Origin of the sequence: Nonomuraea maheshkhaliensis (assembly GCF_039529435.1) — a bacterium.
GTDB classification, from domain to species: Bacteria; Actinomycetota; Actinomycetes; order Streptosporangiales; family Streptosporangiaceae; genus Nonomuraea; species Nonomuraea maheshkhaliensis.
In genome coordinates, this window is sequence record NZ_BAAAMU010000318.1 from 1 (window position 1) to 1,027 (window position 1,027).

The 1,027-nt window shown below is 73.1% G+C and carries 1 protein-coding gene; it reads right to left on the reverse strand.

Going from position 1 to position 1,027, the window contains the following annotated elements:
- A partial coding sequence (locus ABFX54_RS56630) for a condensation domain-containing protein (RefSeq protein WP_346115616.1) occupies positions 1–1,027 on the reverse strand: 1,027 nt, incomplete at both ends.

Here is a 1,027-nt window from a genome sequence, read left to right on the forward strand (position 1 = left end):
GATCCGGCCACCGTCGTCATCGACCGACACCAGCAGCGGATAGTTGGTGCGCTCGCGCAGGTAGACGAGGCTGATGCCGTCGAGGGCCCCGTCCGTGTCGGGGGCGTCGTTCTGCTGAGGCCGGCTCGTGTTGTGCCGGTAGTTGAACAGCGCGGTGAACAGCGGCAGGTCGCCCGGCACGCCGCTGGCCCGCTGCGCCAGGGTCAGCGGCGCGTGCTCGTGCTCCAGCAGCCCGGCCAGTTGCCCGCGCATCGCGGCCACCGCGCCCAGCACGCCGAGCTCACCGATGCGCACCCGTACGGGGAGAGTGTTCATGTACGGGCCGGGCACCTGGTCGGAGCCGCTGCCGGCGTTCATGCGGCCGAACAGGATGGTGCCGAACACCACGTCGTCGCGTCCCGACACCGCCGCCAGCGCCCGCGACCACGCCACGTGCAGCAGCGTCGCCGGGCTCGCCCCGACGCGGCGGGCGACCTCCTGCAGCCGGGTGTGCAGTTCCGCCGGGAACGGCACCACCTTGCGAACCGCGTCCGCGCCGTTGCCGCGCACGTCCACCATCCCGAACGGCGCGGTCGGCTCGGTGACGTCGCCGAGCAGGTCGGCGAAGTAGCGCTCGTGCTCGGCGCGCTCGACGGCGCCCCTGGCCTGGGCCACGAAGTTACGGAACGGCAGCGGCTTCGGGAGCGTGCCGTCGCGCCGGGAGAGGATGGCCCGCACCTCCCGCATGACGATCTCCAGCGCGGTGTGGTCGCGGACGATGTGGTGGTTCCTGATGAGCCCGAGCCAGCGGCCGGTGCCGGGGACCGGGGCGACGTGCAGGTCCATCAGCGGAGCCCGGCCCAGGTCCAGCACCTGGCCGACGTGGGCGACCAGCCGTCCGGGCAGGTCGCCGTCCCCCTCGGGCAGCCTCACCTCGGTCACCGGCAGGCTCGCCCGCCGCCACACCACCTGGACCGGCTCGCGCAGACCCTCCCAGACGATGGAGGTGCGGTAGATGTCGTGCCGGTCGACCACCTTCTGCACGGCG